The sequence below is a fragment of the Pseudomonas sp. TSRC2-2 genome, from assembly GCF_049897785.1.
Lineage (GTDB): Bacteria > Pseudomonadota > Gammaproteobacteria > Pseudomonadales > Pseudomonadaceae > Aquipseudomonas.
Genome location: NZ_JAFCWZ010000001.1, coordinates 371,630 through 394,016, shown reverse-complemented (window position 1 = coordinate 394,016; position 22,387 = coordinate 371,630). Strand labels below are relative to the sequence as shown.

Genomic DNA, 22,387 nt, shown 5'->3' with positions numbered 1-22,387 from the left:
AGCCATGAACACAACTCCCAGCCAACGGTGATCCCTTGGGAGCGGGCTTGCTCGCAAATGCAGTCTGTCAGTCAACACTCGCGAGCAAGCCCGCTCCCACAGGTTTCTGTGCCGGAGCCGGGAACGGTGATAACGCTGCAAAAGACAGGGAGCGTGACATGCCTGCCACGAACATCAATATCGGCGAACCCTGGATGTGGGGCGCCTTCATCGTCTTCGTTCTCGCCATGCTGGCCCTGGACTTGTTTGTCTTCGGTGGGCGCAAGGCGCACCGGGTCTCGGTGCGGGAAGCGTCGGCCTGGGTGGTTGCCTGGTGCCTGCTGGCGCTGAGTTTTGCCGGGTTGCTCTGGTGGTATCTGCACGGCGAATTCGGCGGTGAAATCGCCCGGCAGAAAACCCTGGAGTTTCTCACCGGTTATCTGATCGAGCAGTCGCTGTCGATCGACAACATGTTCGTCTTCGTGATGATTTTCAGCTATTTCGCCGTGCCGCCGGAATTGCAACGACGCGTGCTGCTGTACGGCGTGCTGGGCGCGATTGTCATGCGCGCGATCATGATTTTTGCCGGTGTGTGGCTGGTCTCACAGTTCGAATGGCTGCTCTATGCCTTTGGCGTATTCCTGATCATTACGGGGATCAAGATGCTGGTGTTCGCTGATCATCAACCGGATCTGGACAAAAACCCGTTGTTACGCTGGGTTCGCGGGCATATGCGCATCACCAGCGGCTTTCATGGCGAACGGTTTTTCATCCTGCAGAACGGCGTGCGCTGGGCAACGCCGATGTTTCTGGTGCTGGTGCTGATCGAGGCCAGCGACTTGATGTTCGCGGTCGACAGTATCCCGGCAATCTTCGCCGTGACCACCGACCCGTTCATTGTTTTTACCTCAAACATCTTCGCGATCATGGGCCTGCGCGCGCTGTACTTCCTGCTGGCGGACATGGCTGATCGCTTTCACCTGCTCAAATACGGGCTGGCGATCGTGCTGGTATTTATTGGCGGCAAGATGGTGCTGATGCCATGGTTCCACATGCCCGTGGAATGGTCGCTGGCGGTGGTGGGTTCGGTGATTCCCGGGTCGGTACTGTTGAGTCTGGTGACCACCCGCGAGGCAGAACGCCGCACCGAATGACACCACCTGACACCTTGTGGGAGCGGGCTTGCTCGCGAAGGCGTCGGATCAGTCAACATTTACATCGACTGCCACTGCGCTTTCGCGAGCGAGCTCGCTCCCACAGGGATTTCGTACAGCCGATACTTATTTATCGGACTTGATACTGGTCCACACACGCGTGCGCACCCGCTCCATTTTCTGCGGCAACGGCTGCACCACATACAGGGTTTTCAGCGCTTCGCTGGTCGGGGTCAGGTTGGGGTTGTCGGTGATGTCCTTGTTGATCAGCGGCATCGAGTCCTTGTTGGCATTCGGATAGCCGAGGAAATCGCTGATCGGTGCGATCACTTTCGGGTCGAGCAAGTGATTGAGGAACTCATGCGCCTCGGCGACGTTCTTCGCGCTCTTGGGAATGGCGAACGTGTCGAACCAGATCGGTGCGCCCTCCTTCGGCAAACGCCAGTCCACCACGACGCCGTTGCCCGCCTCTTTGGCGCGATTGCCGAACTGGTAGAAGCTGCCGGAATAACCGATCGCCACGCAGATGTCGCCGTTGGCAATGTCGGTCATGTACTTGGCCGAGTTGAAATAGGTCACGTACGGGCGAATCTTCATCATCAAGGCCTTGGCCTTTTCATAATCCGCCGGGTTCTGGCTGTTCGGATCGAGGCCCAGATAATGCAGGGCCAGCGGCAGGATTTCCGACGGCGAATCGAGCATCGCCACGCCACAGGCCTTGAGCTTTTCCATGTTCTGGGGCTTGAACACCAGATCCCAACTGTCCACGGGTGCGTTATCGCCCAATGCAGCCTTGACCTTGGCCGGGTTGAAGCCAATCAGCACGGTGCCGTACATGTATGGCATGCCGTACTGGTTGCCGGGGTCGTTGGCGTCAAGCAATTTGAGCAGGGCTGGATCCTGGTGCTGCCAGTTCGGCAGTTTCGACTTGTCGAGTTTCTGGAACACGCCGGCCTTGATCTGGGTTTCGAGGAACTGGTTGGACGGCACCACGAGGTCGTAACCGGAGTTGCCGGTGAGCAGTTTGGCTTCAAGGGATTCGTTGGTGTCGAAGGTGTCCCAGGTCACTTTGATCTTGCTTTGCTCGGCGAAATCCTTGGGCACTGACGGCAGGATGTAATCCGCCCAGTTGTACACCCGCAGTTCGCGCTGCTCGGCCTGGACGGCGCTGGCCAGCAGCGTCAAGCCACACACGGTGGCGCCCAGAATACGTTTGATCGTGACCATGGTTGTTTCCCCGAATGCGACGTGAGATCGATGGTTTTTATGTTCTGTACACGGCAGTGGCTGTAAGGATAGCCAAGGGCAAAAAAGGTCGAGCCTGTTGTTATGGTTTCGATTCTTGCTGACAGCGTAGCGCGTTGACAGTAGGCGGCAGGCCAAAAGGGGATCGATATGGCCAATTTCCGTGACCGCTGAAATACGCACACAAAAATGCCCGGCGCTGGGCCGGGCATTGCTGTGTTGCCGTTTGGATCAGTCGGTATAGCCGAGTCTGGCCGCCCTGCTCTGCTGCGCCTGACCGCGAGTTGCCAGGCAGTAATACAGCGGCACGGTGACCACCAGGCCAACCAGCCACGACAGGTCGGCGCCCTCGACCAGATTGGCGTACGGCCCGACGTACAGCGAGGTGTTGGCAAAGGGCAGCTGCACGATGATGCCGATGAAATAGGCAATGATTGCGTGCAGGTTGAAACGCCCGTAGATGCCGCCGTCGGCGCGGAAGATAGAGGTGATGTCGTAGTTGCCGCGCTTGATCAGGTAGAAGTCGATCAGGTTGATCGACGCCCACGGCACCAGCACCAGCAACAGCGCCAGAATCAACCCGATGAATTCGGAAATGAAATCCGCCGAAGCGCCGAGGGCGACCACGCAGCATCCAGCCAGGATCACGCTCGACAGCACCACGCGCACCTTGATGCTGGGCGTCCACTGGCTGGCGAAAGTCTGGATCGAGGTGATGATCGACAGCACCGCGCCATACAGATTCAGCGCGTTGTGGCTGATGATGTTGAGCAGAAACAGCACCATCAGAATCGGCCCCAGCCAGCCGGTGGACTGTTTGACTGCCGCCATCGCTTCGGTGCCTTCCGGCGTCGCCAGCACGGCCACTGCGCCAAAGCTGAACGACAGAATCGTGCCCAGCGTCGCGCCCAGATACGTCGCCCAGAAGGGTTTGGCGATGCCGATGTCTGCTGGCAGATAACGCGAATAGTCGGAGACGTAGGGCGAGAAACTGATCTGCCAGATGATCCCCAGCGACACTGTCGCCAGCCAGCCGGAGAGATTGAAGCTGCCGCGCGTCAGAAAGTCTGCCGGCAAGTCATGGGCGAAAATGTAGATGAACCCGGCGAGCAACGCGCCGCCCATCACCCAGGTGCCGATGCGGTTGAGCGTGTGAATGAAGTTGTAGCCGATCACGCCGATCGCTGTAGCGGCCAGCGCGCCGATCAGAATGCTCAGCGGCGCTGGCACAGAGGGCGCAATGCCGACAATGGATTTGCCGGCCAGCACGATGTTGGAAATGAAAAAACCGATGTAGATGATCGCCGCGAAGAACACGATCAGCAGCGCGCCATAACGGCCGAACTGGCCGCGACTCTGGACCATCTGCGGAATGCCCATGCGCGGGCCCTGGGCCGACGCCAGCGCAATCACAACGCCGCCGATCATGTGCCCCAGCGCAATCGCCAGCAGCCCCCAGAACAGATTGAGATGGAACACCTGAACCACCATGGCGCCGGTGACGATGGGCAGTGGCGCGATGTTGGTGCTGAACCAAAGAGTGAACAGATCGCGGGCCTTCCCGTGGCGTTCCGCGAGTGGGACGTAATCGACCGTATGATTCTCGATCAACGGATCTTGCCGGGACATCTGGGACATATGCATGAACTCGAGTTTGTCTGTTTTTATCTTTGTATGAAGCCAAACCGGGAGGACTCTTGGGTCGCCCCTCAGATGCAGACCATATTATGGTATTCCAAACTTTGCAAAAGCCTGATCCGCTGATTCTGTCGCTGTCTGATCCGCTATCCTCGCTGATCCCGCCCCTGCACGGCTAGCTGAAAGCCCCGTAAACATTGAGTTTCCGACGAAAGTCGCACGTTTATCGGTTCATCGGAAAAGCCCTTGCAAGATATGTATTACGGTATACCATCAGACCTACAAACCATAAAAACCGCGTCACACCACCCGAGGACCACCCAATGATCGATGCTGCCATTTACAAACAAGTCATGGGCTCGTTCCCGTCAGGCGTCACCGTTATCACCACGCTGGACGACGACGGTCAGATCGTCGGCCTGACCGCCAGCGCGTTCAGCTCGCTGTCGATGGACCCGGCGCTGGTGCTCTTCTGCCCCAACTACAGCTCCGACTCCTACCCCGTGCTGATCAAGAACAAGCGTTTTGCAATTCACCTGTTATCAAGCGTGCAGCAAAGCGAAGCCTATGCCTTCGCCCGCAAAGGCAAGGACAAGGCGCAGGGCATCGAGTGGACGTTGAGCGCACTGGGCAACCCGATCCTCGCCAATGCGACGGCGGTGATCGAATGCGAGTTGTGGCGTGAATACGAAGGTGGCGACCACGCGATCATGGTCGGCGCGGTGAAGAACCTGATCGTCCCCGAGCAAGTCGCCGGGCCGCTGGTGTATTGCCACGGCAAGATGGGCGCGTTGCCGGTTGTGGCGTAAGTCCATCGGCGCTCAGAGATCCAATGTGGGAACGAGCTTGCTCGCTCCCACGTTTTTTTGGATTGTTGGTGGTTACGGACTACGTACGAAACCGGCTCACCAGCTGATTCAAGGTCTGCGACAAGGCCGTCAAATTCTGCGCATCCTGCCGAGTTGAATCCGCGAGGCTCGCCACCAACTGCGCATCACCATGAATCTGGCTGATGTGCCGATTGATGTCCTCTGCCACTTGATGCTGTTCCTCCGCCGCTGTGGCGATCTGCGTGTTCATGTCGCGGATCACGTCGACCGATTCACGGATCAATTCAAAACTCGCCCGCGCCTCGTTGATCGACACCACGGTTTCCTGTGACACCTCAAGGCTGGCGTGCATCTGCTTGCCCATCTGGTGGGTGCGCCGCGCCAGATTACCCAGCAGTGCGTCAATCTCACCGGTTGAATCCGACGTGCGTTTGGCCAGCGCGCGAACTTCATCCGCGACCACGGCAAAGCCCCTGCCCTGTTCACCGGCGCGCGCGGCTTCGATGGCGGCGTTGAGCGCGAGCAGATTGGTTTGCTCGGCAATCGAGCGGATCGTGCCGAGAATCGACTGAATGTCGTTACTGTCCTGCTCCAATTGCTGCATCGACTCGGCGCTGTGGCCGATCTCCTGACTCAAGCGCCCGACGTTGCTCACCGCCGCGTCGATCTGTTGCTGCCCGGTGTGTGCCTGGCGCTGACCGTTGTCTGCCGAGTCGGCGGCCTGACTGCACGAGCGCGCGACCTCATTGGAGGTGGCGACCATTTCGTGGAACGCGGTCGACACCATGTCCACCGCCTCACGCTGACGCGAAGCGACGTCGGCCATTTCCGCCGAGACTTCGGTGGCGCTGCCGGAGCTGCTGTGAATCTGCCCCGCTGCCTGGCCGATGCGCTGAATCAACGTGCGAATTGCTTCGAGAAACTGGTTGAACCAGCCGGCCAGTTGCGCGGTTTCGTCCTGCCCGCGCACCTCCAGTCGCGCAGTGAGATCGCCCTCGCCTTGTGCGATGCCTTCGAGACCACTCGCCACGCCGCGAATCGGCTTGACCATCAGCCCGGCGAACCAAGCACCAGCCATCGCAAACAACAGTGCGCAAACCACAGCGATCACGCCGATCAGCCAGGTCAAACGCGTCGCCCCAGCCATCACTTCACTGGCTTTTACCAAGCCCACAAAGCGCCAGCCCAATGCCTGCGACGGCCAGACCAGCGCCATGTAATCCTCGCCGGCCAACTGCACCTCAACCAGCCCTTTGCCCGCCTCGGCCAGTTGCTGATAACCATCGCCGAGATCGCTGAGTTTCTTGAAGTTGTGCGCCGGATCGCTAGGGTCCACCAGCACGGTGTTATTGGCTTCCATCAGCATCAGATAACCGCTCTCGCCGAGGCGGATCTGCTTGACCAGATCGGTCAATTGCTTGAGCGACACATCGATGTTGACCACACCGGCATTGCTGCCCAACTGGTTGTTGAAGCTGCGCACGGTGCTCACCAGCACCACGTCATCCGCCGCCCAGTAATAGGCCTCGGTGCGCAGGGTTTGGCCAGGATTGGCCATCGCGGTTTTGTACCAGGGGCGGGTGCGCGGATCGTAGTTGGCCAACTTCGCATCGCCCGGCCAGAACAGATAACCGCCCTGCTCGGTGCCGACAGACAGATAGGTATAGGCCGGGTGCGCCTTGGCCAGGCCGTCGAAAAGCCTGAACAGTTGTTGATCCTGCGGCCCCATCGACACTTGCGCGGCGTCGCTGCTCAGGTAGCGTTTGAGGCTGGCGTCGATGCTTTGCAATTGCGGATGCTCGGCCAGATAGGCAACGTTCTGGCTGATGCCTTCGAAAAACAGCTGCATCGCGTTTTCCACCTGACGCACTTCGCGCCCGGTGCTGTCGGTAAAGGTGTCGCGCGCGCCCTCGCGGACATTGAGGATGATCAGCGCTGCCACCAGTAACACCGGCAGGCTGGCGATTACCGCAAACGCCAAAGTCAGTTTTTGTTTTATGTTCATTGCTTGCGCCTTCCTTGTTCGAAGTGTCGGTCAGAAATATTTTGCGGATATTCCGTATTATGGTATACCAATATTCAATCAACCGAACAGCCGTCCTCGAAGGCGCGCTTGAATGGTGAGAAGACTCGCGAGCGCACAGCGCTCACGTCAGTTCGACAGGCCCGCACACGACCGGCCAATTACAAAAGACTCGAGGTAGCGTCATGAAATTTTCCCTGTTCGTACACATGGAACGCTGGGACGAAAGCGTCAGCCACCGCCAACTGTTCGAAGACCTGACCGAACTGACCCTGATGGCCGAGGCTGGCGGTTTCAGCACCGTGTGGATCGGCGAACACCACGCCATGGAATACACCATTTCCCCCAGCCCGATGCCGCTGCTGGCCTACCTCGCAGCGAAAACCACGACCATCCACCTCGGCGCCGGCACCATCATCGCGCCGTTCTGGCACCCGCTGCGTGTCGCCGGCGAATGCGCCCTGCTCGACGTGATCAGCAACGGCCGCATGGAAGTCGGTCTCGCGCGCGGCGCCTATCAGGTTGAATTCGACCGCATGGCCGGCGGCATGCCCGCCTCCAGCGGCGGCCAGGCATTGCGGGAAATGGTTCCGGTGGTCCGCGCCCTGTGGCAAGGCGACTACGCCCACGACGGTGACATCTGGAAATTCCCCACCTCCACCAGCGTGCCGAAACCGATCCAGAAGCCCAACCCGCCAATGTGGATCGCCGCCCGCGACCCGGATTCGCACAACTTCGCCGTGGCCAACGGCTGCAACGTCATGGTCACGCCATTGATGAAAGGCGACGAAGAAGTCCTCGACCTGAAGAACAAATTCCAGACTGCACTGGACAACAACCCAGACGTACCGCGCCCACAATTGATGGTGCTGCGCCACACCCACGTGCACACCGCTGATAACCCGGACGGCTGGCAAGTTGGCGCCAAAGCCATCTCACGTTTTTATCGCACCTTCGATGCGTGGTTTGGCAACAAGGAAACTCCGGTCAATGGCTTCCTCGCGCCGAGTCCGGAAGAGAAGTTTGCCGGACGCCCGGAATTTGAGCTGGAGAGCCTGCACAAGACGGCGATGATCGGCACGCCGGAAGAGATCATTCCGCGGCTCAAGTACTACCAGGAACTGGGCGTGGATGAGTTCAGTTTCTGGTGTGACAACAGCTTGACGCATGAAGAGAAGAAGAAATCGCTGGAGTTGTTTATCAAGCATGTGGTGCCGGCGTTTCACTAGAAACCTGCCAATCCTTGGACATTGAAAAAGGGCGACTCCGCTGGGAGTTCGCCCTTGTTCAATTCTGTAATGTCGAGCTGAAATACTGACCGAGCAACCTAAGACACTTCTCTTGCGCCAAACCAGCACTTGCGTACAAGTGTCCTTCGCGTTTTGCGCGGATAGTAGCCGTTGCCATTCGGCATCCATTCAAGCCCATAGACATCACAAGGAGTTTGCATGAGCACCTTCAAAACCCAAGACGGCACCGAGATCTATTACAAGGACTGGGGCAGCGGCAAGCCCGTGCTGTTCAGCCACGGCTGGCCGCTGGATGCCGACATGTGGGAATACCAGATGGAATACCTGAGCAGTCGCGGCTATCGCACCATCGCCTTCGACCGCCGTGGTTTCGGTCGCTCGGAGCAGCCGTGGACCGGTTATGACTACGACACCTTCGCCGATGACATCGCTGGCCTGATCAACCATTTGGACCTGCGCGACGTGACCCTGGTCGGCTTCTCGATGGGTGGCGGCGACGTCAGCCGCTACATCGCCCGCCACGGCAGCGAGCGCGTTGCCGGCCTGGTATTGCTCGGTGCGGTCACGCCGCTGTTCGGCAAGAAAGCCGACTTCGCCGAGGGCGTCGACAAATCGGTGTTCGACGGCATCAAGGCTGGCCTGCTGAAGGATCGCGCGCAGTTCATCGCCGACTTCAACGCGCCGTTCTATGGCACCAATCAGGGCCAGAAAGTCTCTGACGGCGTGCTCACGCAAACCCTGAACATTGCGCTGATGGCATCGCTCAAGGGCACCGTCGACTGCGTCACCGCGTTCTCGGAAACCGACTTCCGCCCGGACATGGCCAAGATCGACGTGCCGACCCTGGTGATCCATGGCGACGGCGACCAGATCGTGCCCTTCGAAACCACCGGCAAGCAGGCGGCCGCGCAAATCAAAGGCGCCGAGTTGAAGGTTTACGCCGGCGCGCCGCACGGGTTTGCCGTGACCCATGCGCAGGCGTTGAATGAGGATCTGCTGGCGTTCCTCAAGCGCTGATTTCCACCCGGTGAAATCGATCAGTAAACGCTGATTAACCGAGGCCCGCGCAATGCGGGCCTTGTGTTTTGCGCTATGGTATTTTTTTCTGCGTCCGACATCTGGAGACAAGGAGATCCCATGCTGCGAATACTCGGCAAAGCCTCATCGATCAATGTGCGCAAAGTGCTGTGGACTTGTGCCGAACTGAACATCCCGTTCGAGCGTGAAGACTGGGGTTCGGGTTTCAAGTCGCCAAACACGCCTGAGTTTCTCGCGCTCAACCCCTGCGCCATGGTGCCGGTCATTCAGGATGGCGATTTCACTTTGTGGGAATCCAACACAATCATTCGTTATCTGGCGACGCGGTACGGCGGCGCGCATTTGTATCCCGCTGAGCCGATCGCCCGGGCGCGGGTTGATCAGTGGATCGACTGGCAGGCCTCGGAGCTGAATCGCTCGTGGTCATATCCGCTGATGGCGCTGGTGCGCAAGTCGCCGGATTATCAGAATCGCGACGCATTGGCCGCCGGTTGCCGGAACTGGACGCGGAACATGGAAATCCTCGATCGCCAACTGGAGAAGACCGTCGCTTACGTCGGTGGCGAGCAGTTTTCCCTGGCGGATATCCCGATCGGGCTGTCGGTCAATCGCTGGTTCGAAACGCCGCTCGATCATGCGGATTTTGCTGCGGTGCGGGCCTACTACGATCGTTTGAACCAGCGCGATGGTTATCGTTTGTATGGGCGCAATGGCACGCCATGACCTTTTTCGACATTTGCGCTTGAAAACGCGCAAATGATGCCGCCACGCATGAGTTCAATGAGCCAACCTTTGCGCATGCAACTGTCGGCACGGAGCCGTTGACTGGCAGCTTGTCCCGCAAGAGCCAGACGTTCAGGTCAAGTAAAAATTTGGCCCCTTAGAGCTCTTCGTTCAATTCGAACTCACGAGCGAAAAGTGCAGATATGTCCAACGGCGCTTCCACTGCAAGCACTGGGAAGTTGATTGACCACGGTTCACGAGAACCCGGTGTATAGGCAAGAGCGCCCAACTCATGCAGGACTGCCACAAGCGCACTGGTATCCGGCGGATTTCCTTTTCGCTCAGTCGCCTCGAAGTAAGCGCTGCCTACGCCGAGCCGACTTTCGCCGCTCCTGACTTTCGTTGCGCTGTTAGCCAAGGGAAATTGACCAAGGGCAAACTGACGCCGTAGATGGGCAAGCATCGAATTGATGAGCCCGATCGGGTAATGGCGACCGTCGTCCAGATAGATGCCGTGGGTATTGATTCGATAATGGAATCGCCTGCCTCGTGCTGCCGTGTAGCACTCAATCCATTCACCCTCGGTATGGACATCGGATGCCCACTGTGAGGTTTCGTCAGCAGCCGTCGCGGGCAAGTCATAGCCAATCATGAACAAAGCGGCTTCGAAGCGCCGTAAACCGGGTATGGCCGAACCGTGATTGAAGGTACTGGCGGGTACTCGAGTCAGGACTTGCGCCAGAATCCAGCTCGCCTTCAGGTTCCAGGCAGCATGGTGTGTACCGGCAATCAAACGAGGAAAATGGTATTGGGTTGTGCCCGGATTACGATTTTTCGGCGCTGCTGCATTAGCGGCCTCCTTCGAGGGAGCCCACGGAAAAGCAAGTTCTGCAGGCACCTGCTGCAGTTTTCGATCCTGACAATACTTCACCACAATCCAGCCCAGCGCAGCGGCGACCCGGCTGTCGTAGATGATGAAATCATCGACCAACAGTGAATAAACCTTGGTCATACCGGCGTTGAAACGCAGCTGTTCGAGAGTGTTCAGGAGCGGATGGGCCAGATTGTCGCTGGCCAGCGCCGCTGTCGTCGACGTCAGGATCTGCGCCAACCGCGGCGACTGCGCAGTCAACCATCGGACATTCCCCACACGCACCCCGCCCCACGCCATGATCTCAGTGCTCGCCTCAAGTATGGCGCCGTCGTCAGCCGAGTGAATCGCTCTTCGCAATGCATCCCGTAGCGCGCTCAGCGCAGCATGACTGCTGTCCAGATCGACACCAGCGGGAACCCCGTAGGTGCCTCGATGCTTCCAGTAATACTTGCCGCACGCATCCTCCAGGCCAACGAACGCTACCGTTTCTTTGCGACTGCGATCGAAATATGAATGGGCGAACAGTGATGTGTGATGCAGATTGTTCGCTAGCCAATCGATGAAGTCATTCACGCTGGCTTTTGCCAGATACTCTGTGCGGTGCATGTGCTGTCCTGCGGTTCAATTCAAATCGGCTGAATGATGGCGAGAAATCAACGGGGCAAAACGCGGTATTTCCCGGGAGTGCCTTCCACCGCTGCATACCTCACCGCGCGCGACCCCGAAAGTGCGCGATCCGCATCGCCACCTGAAAGCAGAACCTTCAGCGGATTGACAATCAGCTCCTGCACATCGGCAGGACTGTTGATATCGGTCAGATACAGGCTGTAACACCACTCATCGTCATACTGAGAGTGATTCCATCTGAATAATCGATCGGCCTCCAGACTCAGCTCGAATTCGTCATCCAGTTCTATCGGAAAGGTCATGACGAACTGCTCAAAATCAATTGCCGCTCCCCACCAGCCGACATGTACTAGAGGCTGGTGGTTATCGTCAGCACCGATTCCATCTTCCGACAGACTGATCTGCACGACGATGTACCCGCAAACAGAGCGTTTAGGCTTGATGATCACGGGAAGCGAAAATCCCATTTGTGCGCATAGCCAGCCTTGCTCGTCATTGGCGAATGTTTCCATCCATTGGCCAGCCGCGCGATAGCGATGAGCGATGTCCGGCACGAGGAGCATGCGGCTCACTTCCTCGCGGATCAATTTGGCCAAGTGATCGCACTCGGCGCCAACCTTTGAAATGAAACGAATGCTCTGCGTGATCGAAAGACCGATATCTGAAACAGGATTCATGGTGTCGGATTCCAGAAACAATGAATTGTCGAAGTTGAGTTCGTAGGGAAAGAAGGCGCGACGATTTCATGGAAACCGCCCACTGGCCGCCAAAACACAGGGCTTCGGACGACCGTCAGCGGCTTGCCGAGACCATGGAAACCCTGAAACCGCACGATCCCCAGCTTGTCGAGGAAGACCTCTATCTGCCTGATCCACGACTGGAGCCCGACAAATTCGGTTTTGATATGGCGCAGGACATTCAGGACACTGATCCAGGAGTGCAGAATCAATTGTCCGTTCCAAACATCGTGGCTACTGACAGCGTTGAGACCAGAACTGATATCGGGCGCTATGACAAGATGATAAGCGTCTGCACGCTCTTCTTCGGTGAGGTATTCCAGCCACTGCCGTTGTAACTGCCACTCCCCGCTCAGTGGCGCGTTCCACTTGAATTCGACGAGCAGAATGCGTCGCTCGCCCGAAGCCCAGCCCAGTTCGACAACCAGATCCGGCTCGATGCCACGTCGGGGCCAGAATCGCATCCTGACGTGGCTAACGGGCGCACACGGAAGGGCCGGAGAAATACGGTGTCCCTGACGCTCCACCAGAGCACGCCAAAACAGCTCGGCAGCACTTGCAGGCATGTAATCGAGCGGCCCCATGAGCAGAGCGGTGATTTCGTCTTCTTCACAAACCCGCTTTTCACCCATTTCGCGGTGGCCGAGGTAACGCCTGTAGAGGTGACTTTTACCTTGATTGAAGGCATGCAGCATCGTGTTTTGACATCCCTGTTTAACAGAGCTGCATGATGGCCTGTTGCATAGCTATTTGCCAGCATGAAGACTAAGACGATGCGTATTCACCCTCAGCTCAGGCTGTTTCGCCTTCGGCACGCACCACGCCACGCTCCTCAAGCAAACGCACAAACATGCTCAGACTGCGCGACACCGTGCCCCGCCGCCACACCAGCCACGTAGTCAGATAGCGGAAGTCCGCCGTCAGCGGCCAGACGCTGACCGTCGCGCTGCCGGGCATGCTCTGCAGCATTTTGCGCGGCATCAGCGCCAGGCCGGCACCGGCGCTGACGCAGGCGAGCATGCCGTGGTAGGACTCCATTTCGAAAATCTTGCCCGGTACGGCGGCGTCGCTGCCGAACCATTTTTCGAAATGATGACGGTAGGAACAGTTGGATCGGAAAGCGTAGATATTTTCACCGTTCACATCCGCCGCGCGCTCGACCGGTGAATGATTGAGCGGCGCGATGATGACCATTTCCTCTTCGAAGGCCGGCACGCCTTCCAGCGCCGGATGCAGCACCGGGCCGTCGACAAATGCCGCAGCCAGACGCCCGGACAGCACGCCGTCGATCATCGTCCCCGATGGCCCGGTGGACAGGTCGAGGTCGACCTTCGGGTGCTGCTGGTTGTACGCCGCCAACAGTTCGGGAATGCGCACCGCTGCGGTACTTTCCAGCGAGCCCAGAGGGAACGCGCCCTGGGGTTCTTCTCCCGCCACTGTGGCTCGCGCTTCCTGCACCAGATCGAGAATGCGCCGCGTGTACTCAAGAAAACTCCACCCGGCCGGTGACAGGCGCAGACGACTTTTCTCGCGAATGAACAGATCGACGCCGAGGTCCTGCTCCAGCTGTTTGATCCGCGTTGTCAGGTTCGACGGCACGCGATGGATCTGCGTGGCGGCGGCGCTGATGCTGCCGTGTTCGGCCACAGCCTTGAAGATTTCCAGTTGCACCAGATCCACAGTCATTCTCCAATCGTGAAGGAAACGATCTTTATTATTCAGTTTCCAGAAAACAAACGCCACCCTACTCTAGGCCCATCCGACGAACCTGCAGGACAAAGTCATGAGCCAGATTTCCAGCCAGACCCACGCCATCTCGATCAACCCCGCCACCGGCGAGCAGATCGGTCACTACGCGTTCGAATCCGCCGCTGCCCTTGATGCAGCACTGACCCGCGCCGCCTATGGCTTCGGCAAGTGGAAGCGCAAGCCGCTGCAGGACCGTTCGCGCCTACTGACCGCCCTCGCCGGCGCGCTGCGTGAAACCGCCGAAGCCATGGCGACGATGATCACTCGGGAAATGGGCAAGCCGATCGCTCAGGCTCGTGGCGAAATCGAGAAGTGCGCCAAGCTCTGCGAGTGGTACGCCGAACACGGCCCGGCCATGCTCGACGCCGAGGCCGCTCAGGTCGAAGGCGGCAAGGCGCGCATTGAGTACCGCCCGCTGGGGCCGATTCTGGCAGTGATGCCGTGGAACTTCCCGATCTGGCAGGTGCTGCGCGGCGCGGTGCCGACGCTGATCGCCGGCAACACCTACGTGCTCAAGCACGCGCCGAACGTGATGGGCAGCGCTTATCTGTTGCGCGATACGTTCGTGCGCGCCGGTTTTCCCGAGGGCGTGTTTGAAGTGATCAACGTCACCCCGGAAGGCGTTTCCAGCGCCATTGCCGATTCGCGCATCGCCGCTGTGACGCTGACCGGCAGCGTCCGCGCCGGTATGGCCATCGGCGCTCAGGCCGGTGCGGCATTGAAGAAGTGCGTGCTGGAACTGGGCGGCTCCGATCCGTTCATCGTGCTCAACGATGCTGATCTGGATGAGGCGGTGCACGCGGCGGTGGTCGGTCGCTATCAGAATTCCGGCCAGGTTTGCGCGGCTGCCAAACGTCTGATCATCGAACAAGGCGTGGTCGAGGAATTTACCCGCAAGTTCGTTGAAGCGACACGCCAGTTGAAGATGGGCGATCCGCTCAACGCTGATACTTACATCGGGCCGATGGCGCGGTTCGATCTGCGTGATGAATTGGATCAGCAAGTGCGTGACACCCTTGAAGAAGGCGCGACGCTGCTGCTCGGCGGCACCAAGGTTGAGGGTTCGGGCAACTACTATGAGCCGACGGTACTGGCCGATGTCACCGACCGCATGACTTCGTTCAAACAAGAACTGTTCGGCCCGGTCGCCTCGATCATCACCGCCCGCGATTGTGCGCACGCCGTAGCCTTGGCCAATGACAGCGATTTCGGCCTGACTGCCACGATCTACACCGCCAACGTGGCGCTGGCCGAGCAACTGACCAGCGAACTGGAAACTGGCGGTGTATTCATCAACGGCTACTCCGCCAGCGACCCGCGCGTGACCTTTGGTGGCGTGAAGAAGAGCGGCTTCGGTCGTGAGCTGTCGCACTTCGGCGTACGGGAATTCTGCAACGCGCAGACCGTGTGGCTGGATCGTAAATAATCCAGACACCCTGAAGGCCTGCTCGCGAGAGCGTCCCGTCAGTCACCGCTGCATCGCCTGACATACCCGCTTCGCGAGCAAGCCCGCTCCCACCCGGGAACCGCAGCGCTTATTGGGGCGCAACACATTTCAATTGTGGGAGCGGGCTTGCTCGCGAAAGCATTCGGTCAGTCACCGCTGCATCGCCTGACATACCCGCTTCGCGAGCAAGCCCGCTCCCACCTGGGAACCGCAGCGCTTATTGGGGCGCAACATATTTCCATTGTGGGAGCGGGCTTGCTCGCGAAAGCATTCGGTCAGTCACCGCTGCATCGCCTGACATACCTGCTTCGCGAGCAAGCCCGCTCCCACCCGGGAACCGCAGTGCTTATTGGGGCGCAACATATTTCCATTGTGCGAGCAACTCGTCAGCATCGAGGTTGCCCATCGGCTCCAGCCTTCTATAGTGAACAGGTCCGCCTTGCCCTTGAGCGCTGTCCATGGTCACCACCGAACACCTGATCATCTGCGAGCACTGTGACTGCGTGTACGAAAAGGTCGTGCTCGCCAAGCATCAGAAAACCCTGTGTGTGCGTTGCGGTGGTGTACTGCAGCGCTTCAACGGGCTGACCATCGAGCAGCGTCTGGCGCTGACGTTCACGGCGGCGATGCTGTGGCTGTTCGCCAATTTCTACCCGGTGATGAGCATCAGCCTCAAAGGCATGAAAAACAGTGCGACGCTGTGGGATTCGGTGCTCGCGCTGAGCCAGGGACCGATTACTTTCATCGCCATGGTCGCGGCGATTGCAATCATCATTGCCCCGGCCTTTCAGCTGGTGTTGCTGATCTGGGTGCTGAGTTTTGCCCTCGGCCTGCGCCGGGCACCGGGGTTCAATCTGTGCATGCGCTGGCTGGAAACCCTGCGCCCGTGGAGCATGCTTGAAGTGTGTCTGCTGGGGGCGATGGTTGCGGTGTTCAAACTGGCCGGCCTGCTCGATGTGCTGCCCGGGATCGGCCTGTTCGCCCTGGCGGTGCTGAGCCTGATGATGATCCGCATTGCCGGCCGCGACATCCGCGAACTCTGGGACATTTTATGAAGCGTCCACCGACTGCCAGCGAACTCAACCTGTGCCTGTGTCACAGCTGTGGCCTGGCCTGTGACATGACCGACGAGCCACACGAATGCCCGCGCTGCGACGCGCCGCTGCATCGGCGCAAGACCAATTCGCTGACGCGCACCTGGGCGTACATGCTCGCCGCGCTGGCCTTTTATGTTCCAGCCAATCTGCTCCCGGTGATGAACACGGTGATGCTCGGCAACGGCGCCGACAGCACGATCATGAGCGGCGTGCTGGAGTTCTGGGAGGCCGGGGCGTGGGACATTGCCTTGATCATTTTCATCGCCAGCATCGCGGTACCGGGAGTCAAATTCGTCGCCCTGACCTTGCTGCTGGTCACGGTGCAGCGAAACAGCGATTGGGCGCGCAAGGAGCGTTCGAAGCTGTACCGCTTCGTCGAGCTGATCGGCTATTGGTCGATGCTCGACGTGCTGGTGGTCGCACTGGTCGCAGCGCTGGTGAAATTCCAGGCGCTGGGCGATATCGAGCCACGACCGGGAATCCTGTTCTTTGGCCTGGTCGTGGTGTTCACCATGCTCGCTGCGATGAGTTTCGACCCGCGTCTGATCTGGGACAAGGACACCAGCGACACGATCAGCGACGCAGCGTCTCCAACAACACCTGCAACGGATGACGCAGCGCCTGAGCCGACTGGCGCTTGACCTGGCTGCGGCAGGAATAGCCGGTCGCCAACGCCTCGCCCTGCTCCGCCACTGCTTGGACCTGACGCGCCCACGACTGCTCATAGATGAGCGCTGAAGTCTGCCGGTTGCGCGCTTCATGGCCGTAAGTGCCGGACATGCCGCAGCAACCGGTGGCTTGTGTGGCGAGCTTCAGACCAGCACGTTCGAAGACCTGTTCCCACTGGCGGGTCGCGGCCGGCGCGTTGGTTTTCTCCGTGCAATGGGCGAGCAGACGGAACGCTTTGGGCTGAACCTCAGGCGCCTGCTCCGGCATGACCTTGAGTAACCATTCCTGCACCAGCGCGACTTCTGGACATTCATTCAGGCCCGGCACTTTCAGGTATTCCTGGCGATAGACCAGAGTCATCGCCGGATCCAGCCCCAGCAAGGGCACTCTGGACTGCGCCAGCGCCTGCAATTGCCCAGCGTTGCGCAACGCCGCGCGATTGAACGCCGAGAGAAAGCCCTGCACATGCAGCGGTTTGCCATTGGCGCTGAACGGTGCGAGATAGACCTGATAACCCAGACGCGAAATCAGCTCGACCAGATCCGCCAACAGCGGCGCTTCGAAGTAGCGGGTGAAGGCGTCCTGCACGATCACCACGCTGCGTTCGCGTTGCTGCGGGGTGAGCGCCGACAGCGCCGCAACGGTCGCGGGCTGCACCCGCCAACGGCGCAGCGCAGCGTGGAAATCGAAGCGGCTGAGCAACGGCACATCGACCATGCCCCCGACCCGCGCCAAGGCACTGCGCACCCAGTCCGCGCCCATCAAACCGTTGTACAGCGCCGGAATCCGCGCCATGTACGGGATGGTGTACTCCAGCGAGGCGATCAGATAATCCCGTGCCGGACGCAGGTAGCGGCTGTGATACAGCTCGAGAAAGCGCGAGCGAAATTCCGGCACGTTAACCTTCACCGGGCACTGCCCCGCGCAGGATTTGCAGGCCAGGCAACCGGCCATGGCGTCGTACACTTCATGGGAAAAGTCTGCCGACGGATCGCGACTGTTGCGCCAGCGCTGCCACAGCGTGCGGAAAAACGCCGGTTTGCGGATCGCATCCGACAGCACGTCGACACCCGCCTCGCCCTGCAACCGCAGCCATTCGCGAATCAGCGAGGCACGCCCCTTGGGCGACTGCGCACGTTCGCGGGTGGCTTTCCAAGACGGGCACATGGCGTCATCAGGATCGAAGTTGTAGCAGGCGCCGTTGCCATTGCAGTGCATGGCCGCGCCATAGCTCTGCCAGACTTTCTCGTCGATTTGCCGATCAAGCTCACCGCGCAGAGTCACTTCATCGATCTTCAGCAGCGCTGCGCCGCTGTTGGCCGGCGTGGCGATTTTACCCGGGTTGAACTGGTTGAACGGGTCGAACGCCGCTTTCAAGGCTTGCAGCGCCGGGTACAACTCGCCGAAGAATGCCGGCGCATACTCCGAACGCAGGCCCTTGCCGTGTTCACCCCAAAGCAGGCCGCCGTAGCGCTGGGTCAGTGCGGCGACGCCATCGGACACCGGGCGCACCAACGCCGCTTGCAGCGGGTCTTTCATGTCGAGAATCGGCCGCACGTGCAGTACGCCGGCGTCGACATGGCCGAACATGCCGTACTGCAAATCATGGCTGTCGAGCAGGTCGCGCAGCTCAGCGATGTATTCAGCCAGGTGCTGCGGCGGCACGGCGGTGTCTTCGACGAAAGGCTGCGGACGGGCCTCGCCGGCGACGTTGCCAAGCAGGCCCACCGCACGTTTGCGCATGCCGTAGACCTTGTTTACCGCTGCCTGACCGACCGCCAGCGTATGTCCCAGACGCTCGACCGTGCGGTCGTTTTGCAAGTGTTGGATGAACGCTTCAACGCGGTGCTGCAAATCTTCCAGGTCATCGCCACAGAACTCGACCAAGTTGATGCCCAGCGTCGGGCGCTCGGCACTTTCTGGAAAATATTCGGCAACGCCGTGCCAGACGATGTCCTGCATCGCCAGCAGCAAGACCTTGGAATCGACGGTTTCAATCGACAACGGCTTGAGCGCCATCAACGCCCGCGCATCGCGCAGCGCATCCATGAACCCGGCGTAGCGGATATTGACCAGCATCGTGTGCTTGGGAATCGGCAGCACGTTCAATCGCGCTTCGACGACAAAACCCAGCGAGCCTTCCGCGCCACAGAGCACGCTGTTGAGATTGAAGCGCTGATCGTCCTCACGCAGGTGCGCCAGGTCATAACCGGTCAGGCAGCGGTTGAGGTCGGGGAAGCGTGCCTTGATCAACTCGCCCTGCTCATCAATGATCTGCCGAGCGCAACGGTAGACCTCGCCGACCCGATCGGCGCGAGCGCACTGTGCTTCAAGCTCGTCTTCTTCCAGCGGCAGACCGTGCAAACGCTCGCCGCCGCGCAGAATCATCTGCAGCTCCAGCACGTGGTCGCGGGTCTTGCCGTAGGTGCAACTGCCCTGGCCGCTGGCGTCGGTATTGATCATGCCGCCGACCGTGGCGCGGTTCGAGGTCGACAGCTCAGGGGCGAAGAACAGCCCGGCGGATTTCAATGCGGCGTTGAGCTGGTCCTTGACCACCCCGGCCTGCACGCGCACCCAGCGTTGTTCAACGTTGATTTCCAGAATGCGGTTCATGTGCCGCGAGAGGTCGACGACGATACCGTCCGTCAGCGATTGGCCATTGGTGCCGGTGCCACCGCCGCGCGGGGTGATCACCACTTTCTCGTACGCCGGTTCGGCAATCAGCCGCGCCACCCGCGCGACGTCTTCGGCGTCCAGCGGAAACACCGCCGCTTGCGGCAACCGCTGATAGATCGAATTGTCGGTAGCGAGCACCACGCGGCTGGCGTAATCGGCGCTGATTTCACCGCGAAAGCCGATGTTTTTCAGGGCGGCAAGGAATTGTTGGTAATCGCCGGTCAGGGCTTTGGCGGGCGATAGCTGGGCAATCATTGGTCAGGTTATCTCGGTCAAATCGGGCGGCGTGGCGGTGAACAGTTGTGCGCAACGAATGATTGCGTCAGGCTCCGCCATCTGAATGCGCCCATGTTCTTTGCTGAAGAACCATGGAACAAGCGTAAATTCGACCCGCTATCGATGAGTTTTACGAATGAATCCGCGCTCGCTCACGCCGTCCATGTCGCTGTTGCTCGCTTTCGAAGCCGCCGCTCGGCACGAAAGTTACACCCGCGCCGCCCATGAACTGTCGTTGACGCAGAGTGCGGTCAGCCGTCAGGTACAGATTCTCGAGAAGATGCTCGGCATGCGCCTGTTCAGCCGCGAAGGCCGGCAGGTGGCGCTGACCGATGTTGGACGCATGTATCAACGCGAGCTCACCGAAGCCCTCGGGCAGATTCGCAGCGCCACTTTGCAGGCGATGGCGTTTGGTTCGGGCATTCACAGCCTGCGCCTGGCAACGCTGCCGACCTTCGGTTCGAAATGGCTGCTGCCACGGCTGAAGGATTTCTATACGGCGCACCCGGGCATGACCGTGCACCTGCATTCGCGGATCGAAACCATCGATTTCGATATCAGCGAAATCGACGCGGCCATCTGTGTCGGCGGCGGTGATTGGCCGGGCCTGACCGCCCTGCCCCTGCACACCGAAGAACTGGTGGCGATTGCCAGCGCGCAGCTGTCGGCGACTGAACGCGACGAGGCCGAGCGGCACATCAGCGAGCAGTTGCTGCTCAATGTCAGCAGTAACGCCCAGGCGTGGGCGGAATGGTTCAGCCACTATCAGCTGCCGCATCGCCGCATGAGGATCGGGCCGAGCTTCGAAATGACCTCGCACTTGATTCAAGCGGTACGCGCCAATATAGGCGTGGGCCTGGTACCGCGCATTCTGGTCGAGGAAGAATTGTTCAAGGGCGAATTGCTGCAATTGGGCGAACCGATTACCAGCCGGCGCAGCTATTACCTGGTGTATCCGCCGCGCAATGAGAATTTGCCTTCGCTGAAGGCGTTCAGGGATTGGCTGCTGGAGACGCTTTGATTCGTGGGCCTTTTCGCGGGCAAGCCCGCGATGGGGCCCGTCCCGACGCGATCAAAACCTCGGCTTGACCGCCCGCCAATCCGCCTTGTAACGCTGCATCTGCCGCACATCATCCCTCTGGCGAATCCCGCACGTCAGGTACTGATCATGCAGCTTGGCCAGTTGTTCGGGGTCCAGTTCCAACCCCAGCCCGGGCGCGCGAGTGATCTTCACGCAGCCATCGACAATCGGCAGCTTGCCGCCCTTGATCACCTCCTCGTCCGGCTCCTGCCACGGGTAATGGGTGTCGCAGGCGTAATCCAGATTCGGCACCGCCGCCGCGACGTGGGCCATGGCCATCAGGCTGATGCCCAGGTGCGAGTTGGAATGCATCGACACACCGAGGCCGAACACGTCGCACATTTTCGCCAGTGCCTGCGTATCACGCAGGCCACCCCAATAATGGTGGTCGGCGAGGACGATCTGCACGCTGTTCTGCGCAACGCTGCGGCGGAACTCGTCAAAATCGGTCACCACCATGTTGGTCGCCAGTGGCAAACCCGTGCGCTTGTGCAGTTCGGCCATGCCATCAAGGTCGGGCGTCGGGTCTTCGTAGTACTGCAGATCATCACCGAGCAATTCGGCCATGCGAATTGCCGTCTCCAGCGACCAGTTGCCGTTAGGGTCGATGCGCAGCGGAAAACCCGGAAAGGCTTTTTTCAGCGCTTTGATACATGCCACTTCATGCTCCGGCGGCAAGGTGCCGGCCTTGAGCTTGATGCTCTTGAATCCGTACGCCTCAATCATCCGCGCGGCCTGCGCCACGATCTGCTGCTCGCTCAGCGCCTCGCCCCAGTTGTCGGGTTTGTAGGGCGAGTCGATATGTTCGGCGTATTTGAAAAACAGGTAAGCGCTGAACGGCACTTCATCGCGGATTGCACCGCCGAGCAGATCCACCAGCGGCACATTGAGGTAATGCGCCTGCAAATCGAGAAACGCCACTTCGAACGCCGAGTAGGCGTTGCTCACCGCTTTGCTGGCGTGGGAACCGGGAGCCAGTTCGGCGCCAGCGACGCTGGCGGGTTTATTCGCTCCCACGGTGGCCTGCACGATCGCGCGCAGTTGATTGAGGTTGAACGGATCAAGGCCGATCAACTGGCTCTGCAATTGCTGCTGGATCGCCAGCGCCGGGGCATCGCCGTAGCTCTCGCCGAGGCCGATGTAGCCGTTGTCACTCTCGATCTCGATGATCGAGCGCAGGGCAAAGGGCTCATGGATGCCACTGGCATTGAGCAGTGGCGGATCGCGGAAGGCGATCGGGGTGACGCTGACACGGGTGATTTTCAAGATGACGC

At 59.6% G+C, this 22,387-nt stretch carries 17 protein-coding genes and 2 pseudogenes; 9 read left to right on the top strand and 10 right to left on the bottom strand.

The features are described 5' to 3' along the window. Window positions 1-158 precede the first annotated feature (158 nt). On the top strand, window positions 159-1,133 hold the full coding sequence (locus ACP7D9_RS01875) for a TerC family protein (protein WP_426155317.1): 975 nt from the start codon (window positions 159-161) through the stop codon (window positions 1,131-1,133). A 126-nt stretch (window positions 1,134-1,259) separates the two neighbouring features. Here the strand turns inward: ACP7D9_RS01875 and ACP7D9_RS01870 are convergent, their stop codons facing one another. After that, window positions 1,260-2,360 carry a polyamine ABC transporter substrate-binding protein gene (locus tag ACP7D9_RS01870; protein WP_426155315.1) on the bottom strand — a complete coding sequence of 367 codons (1,101 nt, stop codon included), beginning with the start codon at window positions 2,358-2,360 and terminating at the stop codon, window positions 1,260-1,262. Window positions 2,361-2,609: 249 nt separating this feature from the next. Next, window positions 2,610-4,016 carry a purine-cytosine permease family protein gene (locus ACP7D9_RS01865; RefSeq protein WP_426155313.1) on the bottom strand — a complete coding sequence of 469 codons (1,407 nt, stop codon included), beginning with the start codon at window positions 4,014-4,016 and terminating at the stop codon, window positions 2,610-2,612. Between the two features lie 323 nt (window positions 4,017-4,339). Between ACP7D9_RS01865 and ACP7D9_RS01860 the strand changes: the two genes are divergently transcribed. Beyond that, window positions 4,340-4,825 carry a flavin reductase family protein gene (locus ACP7D9_RS01860; protein WP_042606747.1) on the top strand — a complete coding sequence of 162 codons (486 nt, stop codon included), beginning with the start codon at window positions 4,340-4,342 and terminating at the stop codon, window positions 4,823-4,825. Window positions 4,826-4,904: 79 nt separating this feature from the next. Here ACP7D9_RS01860 and ACP7D9_RS01855 read toward each other — a convergent pair. After that, window positions 4,905-5,504 (bottom strand): annotated as a pseudogene (locus ACP7D9_RS01855) (methyl-accepting chemotaxis protein); the annotation flags it as partial. A 258-nt stretch (window positions 5,505-5,762) separates the two neighbouring features. Continuing rightward, window positions 5,763-6,695: pseudogene (locus ACP7D9_RS01850) on the bottom strand (cache domain-containing protein); the annotation flags it as partial. 359 nt (window positions 6,696-7,054) lie between these two features. Between ACP7D9_RS01850 and ACP7D9_RS01845 the strand changes: the two are divergent. The 3 genes from ACP7D9_RS01845 to ACP7D9_RS01835 all read left to right on the top strand — a co-directional run bounded on the left by ACP7D9_RS01845 (window position 7,055) and on the right by ACP7D9_RS01835 (window position 9,880). Then, window positions 7,055-8,098: an LLM class flavin-dependent oxidoreductase gene (locus tag ACP7D9_RS01845; protein ID WP_426155310.1), complete on the top strand. Its 1,044-nt coding sequence runs from the start codon at window positions 7,055-7,057 to the stop codon at window positions 8,096-8,098. A gap of 219 nt (window positions 8,099-8,317) precedes the next feature. Beyond that, entirely contained in the window at window positions 8,318-9,136 is an 819-nt protein-coding gene (locus tag ACP7D9_RS01840) for an alpha/beta fold hydrolase (protein ID WP_426155308.1), read from the top strand. A 120-nt stretch (window positions 9,137-9,256) separates the two neighbouring features. After that, window positions 9,257-9,880 carry a glutathione S-transferase family protein gene (locus ACP7D9_RS01835; protein WP_426155306.1) on the top strand — a complete coding sequence of 208 codons (624 nt, stop codon included), beginning with the start codon at window positions 9,257-9,259 and terminating at the stop codon, window positions 9,878-9,880. A 157-nt stretch (window positions 9,881-10,037) separates the two neighbouring features. Here the strand turns inward: ACP7D9_RS01835 and ACP7D9_RS01830 are convergent, their stop codons facing one another. The 4 genes from ACP7D9_RS01830 to ptrR all read right to left on the bottom strand — a co-directional run bounded on the left by ACP7D9_RS01830 (window position 10,038) and on the right by ptrR (window position 13,798). Continuing rightward, window positions 10,038-11,360, bottom strand: a complete 1,323-nt coding sequence (locus ACP7D9_RS01830; protein ID WP_426155304.1) for a hypothetical protein — start codon at window positions 11,358-11,360, stop codon at window positions 10,038-10,040. A 47-nt stretch (window positions 11,361-11,407) separates the two neighbouring features. Next, window positions 11,408-12,058 carry a hypothetical protein gene (locus tag ACP7D9_RS01825; RefSeq protein WP_426155303.1) on the bottom strand — a complete coding sequence of 217 codons (651 nt, stop codon included), beginning with the start codon at window positions 12,056-12,058 and terminating at the stop codon, window positions 11,408-11,410. Continuing rightward, window positions 12,055-12,813, bottom strand: a complete 759-nt coding sequence (locus ACP7D9_RS01820) for a hypothetical protein (protein ID WP_426155301.1) — start codon at window positions 12,811-12,813, stop codon at window positions 12,055-12,057. The genes ACP7D9_RS01825 and ACP7D9_RS01820 overlap by 4 nt, the downstream gene beginning before the upstream one ends. Window positions 12,814-12,910: 97 nt before the next feature. Continuing rightward, the gene (gene ptrR / locus ACP7D9_RS01815; protein ID WP_426155587.1) at window positions 12,911-13,798 is read right to left on the bottom strand and encodes a putrescine utilization regulator PtrR; all 888 of its coding nucleotides are present in this window, start codon (window positions 13,796-13,798) and stop codon (window positions 12,911-12,913) included. A gap of 103 nt (window positions 13,799-13,901) precedes the next feature. Between ptrR and ACP7D9_RS01810 the strand changes: the two genes are divergently transcribed. From ACP7D9_RS01810 to ACP7D9_RS01800, 3 genes are all read left to right on the top strand, one after another. Next, window positions 13,902-15,293 (top strand): aldehyde dehydrogenase family protein, encoded by a 1,392-nt coding sequence (locus tag ACP7D9_RS01810; RefSeq protein WP_426155299.1) that lies wholly within the window; start codon window positions 13,902-13,904, stop codon window positions 15,291-15,293. 479 nt (window positions 15,294-15,772) lie between these two features. Further along, window positions 15,773-16,369, top strand: coding sequence for a paraquat-inducible protein A (locus tag ACP7D9_RS01805; protein WP_101155129.1), 597 nt, complete (start codon window positions 15,773-15,775; stop codon window positions 16,367-16,369). Then, window positions 16,366-17,052, top strand: coding sequence for a paraquat-inducible protein A (locus ACP7D9_RS01800; RefSeq protein ID WP_101155131.1), 687 nt, complete (start codon window positions 16,366-16,368; stop codon window positions 17,050-17,052). Before ACP7D9_RS01805 ends, ACP7D9_RS01800 begins: the two co-directional genes overlap by 4 nt. On the opposite strand, the gene ydiJ is transcribed toward ACP7D9_RS01800, so the two are convergent. Next, on the bottom strand, window positions 16,985-20,011 hold the full coding sequence (ydiJ, locus tag ACP7D9_RS01795) for a D-2-hydroxyglutarate dehydrogenase YdiJ (protein ID WP_426155296.1): 3,027 nt from the start codon (window positions 20,009-20,011) through the stop codon (window positions 16,985-16,987). The genes ACP7D9_RS01800 and ydiJ overlap by 68 nt on opposite strands. Window positions 20,012-20,168: 157 nt before the next feature. On the opposite strand from ydiJ, the gene ACP7D9_RS01790 reads away from it, so the two are divergent. Continuing rightward, window positions 20,169-21,053, top strand: coding sequence for a LysR substrate-binding domain-containing protein (locus ACP7D9_RS01790; protein WP_101155135.1), 885 nt, complete (start codon window positions 20,169-20,171; stop codon window positions 21,051-21,053). 51 nt (window positions 21,054-21,104) lie between these two features. Here ACP7D9_RS01790 and ACP7D9_RS01785 read toward each other — a convergent pair whose 3' ends face one another. Further along, window positions 21,105-22,379, bottom strand: a complete 1,275-nt coding sequence (locus ACP7D9_RS01785; RefSeq protein ID WP_426155294.1) for a glucarate dehydratase family protein — start codon at window positions 22,377-22,379, stop codon at window positions 21,105-21,107. Between the last annotated feature and the right edge of the window lie 8 nt (window positions 22,380-22,387).

Excerpts from the sequence above, each read along its gene's own strand:
- ACP7D9_RS01875 (WP_426155317.1), top strand. The coding sequence starts at position 159 with ATGCCTGCCACGAACATCAATATCGGCGAACCCTGGATGTGGGGCGCC.
- ACP7D9_RS01870 (WP_426155315.1), bottom strand. The coding sequence starts at position 2,360 with ATGGTCACGATCAAACGTATTCTGGGCGCCACCGTGTGTGGCTTGACG.
- ACP7D9_RS01865 (WP_426155313.1), bottom strand. The coding sequence starts at position 4,016 with ATGTCCCAGATGTCCCGGCAAGATCCGTTGATCGAGAATCATACGGTC.
- ACP7D9_RS01860 (WP_042606747.1), top strand. The coding sequence starts at position 4,340 with ATGATCGATGCTGCCATTTACAAACAAGTCATGGGCTCGTTCCCGTCA.
- ACP7D9_RS01845 (WP_426155310.1), top strand. The coding sequence starts at position 7,055 with ATGAAATTTTCCCTGTTCGTACACATGGAACGCTGGGACGAAAGCGTC.
- ACP7D9_RS01840 (WP_426155308.1), top strand. The coding sequence starts at position 8,318 with ATGAGCACCTTCAAAACCCAAGACGGCACCGAGATCTATTACAAGGAC.
- ACP7D9_RS01835 (WP_426155306.1), top strand. The coding sequence starts at position 9,257 with ATGCTGCGAATACTCGGCAAAGCCTCATCGATCAATGTGCGCAAAGTG.
- ACP7D9_RS01830 (WP_426155304.1), bottom strand. The coding sequence starts at position 11,360 with ATGCACCGCACAGAGTATCTGGCAAAAGCCAGCGTGAATGACTTCATC.
- ACP7D9_RS01825 (WP_426155303.1), bottom strand. The coding sequence starts at position 12,058 with ATGAATCCTGTTTCAGATATCGGTCTTTCGATCACGCAGAGCATTCGT.
- ACP7D9_RS01820 (WP_426155301.1), bottom strand. The coding sequence starts at position 12,813 with ATGCTGCATGCCTTCAATCAAGGTAAAAGTCACCTCTACAGGCGTTAC.
- ACP7D9_RS01810 (WP_426155299.1), top strand. The coding sequence starts at position 13,902 with ATGAGCCAGATTTCCAGCCAGACCCACGCCATCTCGATCAACCCCGCC.
- ACP7D9_RS01805 (WP_101155129.1), top strand. The coding sequence starts at position 15,773 with ATGGTCACCACCGAACACCTGATCATCTGCGAGCACTGTGACTGCGTG.
- ACP7D9_RS01800 (WP_101155131.1), top strand. The coding sequence starts at position 16,366 with ATGAAGCGTCCACCGACTGCCAGCGAACTCAACCTGTGCCTGTGTCAC.
- ydiJ (WP_426155296.1), bottom strand. The coding sequence starts at position 20,011 with ATGATTGCCCAGCTATCGCCCGCCAAAGCCCTGACCGGCGATTACCAA.
- ACP7D9_RS01790 (WP_101155135.1), top strand. The coding sequence starts at position 20,169 with ATGAATCCGCGCTCGCTCACGCCGTCCATGTCGCTGTTGCTCGCTTTC.